The 3488-nt window shown below is 52.3% G+C and carries 3 protein-coding genes and 1 pseudogene; 1 reads left to right on the top strand and 3 read right to left on the bottom strand.

Annotated elements, in window-relative coordinates; genetic code table 11:
• Positions 1–64: 64 nt before the first annotated feature.
• The 3 genes from H522_RS20810 to H522_RS20050 form a co-directional block, all read right to left on the bottom strand.
• Positions 65–604 (bottom strand): class I SAM-dependent methyltransferase, encoded by a 540-nt coding sequence (locus H522_RS20810; protein ID WP_051344377.1) that lies wholly within the window; start codon positions 602–604, stop codon positions 65–67.
• Positions 605–623: 19 nt separating this feature from the next.
• Complete coding sequence (locus H522_RS22625; RefSeq protein WP_162143529.1) at positions 624–1388, bottom strand: MFS transporter; 765 nt, start codon at positions 1386–1388, stop codon at positions 624–626.
• Between the two features lie 498 nt (positions 1389–1886).
• Positions 1887–2831 carry a DNA-3-methyladenine glycosylase family protein gene (locus H522_RS20050; RefSeq protein ID WP_035454526.1) on the bottom strand — a complete coding sequence of 315 codons (945 nt, stop codon included), beginning with the start codon at positions 2829–2831 and terminating at the stop codon, positions 1887–1889.
• A gap of 50 nt (positions 2832–2881) precedes the next feature.
• Here H522_RS20050 and H522_RS21315 point away from each other — a divergent pair.
• Positions 2882–3375 (top strand): annotated as a pseudogene (locus tag H522_RS21315) (IS1634 family transposase); the annotation flags it as partial.
• Positions 3376–3488 lie beyond the last annotated feature (113 nt).

Here is a 3488-nt window from a genome sequence, read left to right as displayed (position 1 = left end):
TCCTGGTCGATGGTTGGTTTGGGCAACTACCACGATACCAGGAGGTTTTTTCATGCCGCAAACCTCAAATTACTTCGTTACAGGACTGCTCATATGAGACATATTCAATCAGTTCGATCGACTCATTCACATGTACAAATTCCCTTTCCCTATAACAATATTCCTCTGGGAAGTTCCTTTCAGCATGTTGCATAACGTTAAACGAAGTCATGAGCAGTATCCCATTCGGCCGCAAAACCTCACACATTTCTTGAAAGGTATGTAAAAGAGGCTTGAAATGAATGACAATGATGTTGTCAAACGGCCCCAGGTCAGAGAGCATACCCTCTTCTCTTAGATCTCGCTGGTATGTGTTTACGAGCAAGTCTTCTTGTTCAGCAAAATGTGCCAGACGCCTGAGACCCTCAGTAGAGAAATCGATCCCCGTCACGGCAAATCCCTTCCGAGCAAGATAAATTGCGTGTCTGCCATCTCCACATCCAACGTCGAGTACCGTCCCTGGACGAAGAAAATGCTGGCGCTTCACCAGAAAGTCCTCCGGCTGAAACAAGTTTGGACCTCGACGACTGTATTTCTCGTTCCAACGCTCCTGTTCTGGCGTCACTTTTTATTCACTCCAAATCCTATAGTTGGAAATTTACAGTTCGTGAGACAAGTCCTCGACACGCCAACATGCCCACCCCGAACGCCAAGATCGTTACACCTATCGCACCAATCCAAACAGATGGGCGTATCGTCTGTAACACGACTCCACAGAGTGCTGATCCGGCTGGAACACCGATACCAATAATGGATGTTCGAATTCCGAACACCCGGCCACGCAGGTCATTCGGCATCCGCTTCTGCACAATCGTTCGTGCAAGTGTGCATACGGTCCAAAACAGAAACCCGCAGCCCACATGAGTATGATCGGTAGCCATAGGCCACGTGTCCAAACCATTGGGATGAGGCTCATATCCATCCCAGCTACCATCACACTCATCCAGAACCCTTGACGCCCATCCATAGGCACAAATCCCTCCAACGCAGTCCCCACGATTGCGCCGAGACCATATCCGATCCACATCATCCCGAGCATAGAGCCGTTCAAAGCAAAGAGCACAGACCCAAAAAGACAGCCCATCGACCAGAATGGCGAAAGGAGCCCCCACAGAACCGATGAGGATACCACCAAGTAGCGGGCCGGCGAGATAAGCCGCTTGCCACAGTATTTCGTCCCAAGCATTGGCTTCGGACAACATGTCGACCGACACGATTTCTGGTATGAACGCCATCGCTCCAACCGTGGTAAAGGGAGCTAACATACCGCTGCACACCAACATCCCACATAGCAGCCAAAACGGAAGAAGGCGTAGCCAGTACAGCATAGAGATCGATACGAAAAACAATCCCCGGAGAATATTGTATTGTCCATCACCATGAACCGCTTGCGGGAAAACCGATCCATCAAGACGCCGACCAAGACGCCGACGAACATGCCAACAAAGACACTCGGCATCTCATAGCACAAGCCGGCCAATCCCCATCCGAGCTGAAGACTTGGTGAGCAACATTACGAACCACAGAATTGCCAGCCAACCGATTTGGTCACCTAGCGTTGAGATGCCCGTACCGGCCGTCAACAACAAGAAATCCTGCTGTCGAAAGATTGGCCTATATTTCATTTTGTCACCTCAGAGGCCCCGCATCGGGAGCCAGTAATTTCTCCGCTTACAGGGTTACGCCCCTGAGGTGATCAAATGGGACGTTTGCGTGTATTTATCATGACCGTGCCTCCTACCCGGAGATCGATCTCCCTCCATCATATCTGACGAGCGTCACGTGTATGACTCGAGTAAGGCATGCCTTTCGATTGATAATCCGAACCATTCAGTATCTATAAAAATTCAATCGGTGTTGCCGAATTCATTCTCAGCGCCCTTCTTTGGACGACAGTCAACGATTAAACTCTGCCACAAGTAGTACGTGGCATAGCTTCGCCACGGCGCCCATGGTTCAGCCAATCGCCGCACATCTTCCTCTTTCGGGCGCTGATCCATCCCGTATAGCCGTTGTACCGCATTTTGGACACCGATGTCCGCCGCTGGCAGGATGTCTGGCCTTCCCAATCCGAAGAGAAGAAAGCACTCCACGGTCCACCGACCAATTCCTCGGAGCGGAATCAGTTGCTCGTAAATTTGGTCGTCTGACATTTTCCAGAGTCCTTCAAGGTCAACGTTGCCGTTAACCACAAAACGAGCGAAATCGATGACATACTCCACTTTTCGCTGGCTGAATGAGCGTGCCCGAAGCTGCTCGTACGCCCAACCGGCGACCTGTTCCGGAGAAGGAAACACAGGCAACAACGTGCCGTTCCACTCGACGAACTCGCCACCCAAGTCTACCAATCGGTCAACTAAAGTTGCGGCAAATTGTACATTGAGTTGCTGCCCAATGATGATCTTCACCATGGATTCGAAAAGGTCGGCATCCTGAATTGGACGCAGACCATAGAGCCGTTCGACAAGTTGCGGCCACTTGGGTAGACGGAGCATGTGTTCATAAAAGTCACTCACCATTATCTGAGTGGAAAACATTCGTTGAATGCGTTCCCGTATCTGTACCCGCTCATCCTCCGACAAATTGTCTGGATATGTCAGACGTAGTGCTGGACTCGCGGCCGTACCCGTGCCGGAAATCGTGATCGGGATGGATCTGGTGGTCAATCTCAGGGCTCTGGTATAGGAAACTGTCTCCGGGTCAATCACAGGCACCTTGGACGGACGTGACAGCGGACGTCTCAGCATCTGCGGAAAATCAAATAGTGCTGTAGGAATCAAATGCTCAACCATTCTCGCATTCCCTATCCAGTCACTTGGTCTTATTATACGGTCCTGGTCCTGGCTTCGCTGTCACGCGAGACGGAATCCCGGTGCGTTGTTGGGTGTGGCCTGGCGATACGTCGGATGCCACGTTGATTCCACAGGTCAAGCAGGACCTCATCGGCTGGCGGCTGGGCCGCGTAATCACGGTTGTGGATCGCGGGTTCAATAGCGACGCGAACCTACGGGAGCTCCAGAAGACCGGCGGTCATTACATCACTGGAGAGAAGATGTCGTCTGGCAAGCCGAGCGTGGAAGAGGCCCTCTCTCGCCCCTGACGGTTCAAGACGGTCCGCGACAATCTCGAGGTGAAAGAGATGGTCGTGGGGGATGGGGAAGCCCGCGTCCGGTACGTATTGGTGCGAAATCCGGACGAAGCCAGTCGGAACGCATTGCGGCGGGAGTCCCATCTCGAGAAACTCCGGACAGAGCTGGCAGGGCTCAAGGAACTGGACGGCGAGGCGCACACTGCGCTCTGCAGAGCCACCCGACCTACAAGCGGTTGCTCAAGGCCCTGAGGACGACACCTCGATGTAGCCCTCTTCCACTGTTTGTTCCTCCCAGCTTTCTTTCGTATTGAACCCGCCTTTGTCAAGACAGATGGGATGGCCTTTAAGAGAGAGATAA

Origin of the sequence: Alicyclobacillus herbarius DSM 13609, assembly GCF_000430585.1 — a bacterium.
GTDB lineage: Bacteria > Bacillota > Bacilli > Alicyclobacillales > Alicyclobacillaceae > Alicyclobacillus_G > Alicyclobacillus_G herbarius.
Note: the sequence above shows the minus strand (reverse complement) of the source record. Positions and strands in the feature narration are given on the sequence as shown.

Excerpts from the sequence above, each read along its gene's own strand:
- H522_RS20050 (WP_035454526.1), bottom strand. The coding sequence starts at position 2,831 with ATGGTTGAGCATTTGATTCCTACAGCACTATTTGATTTTCCGCAGATG.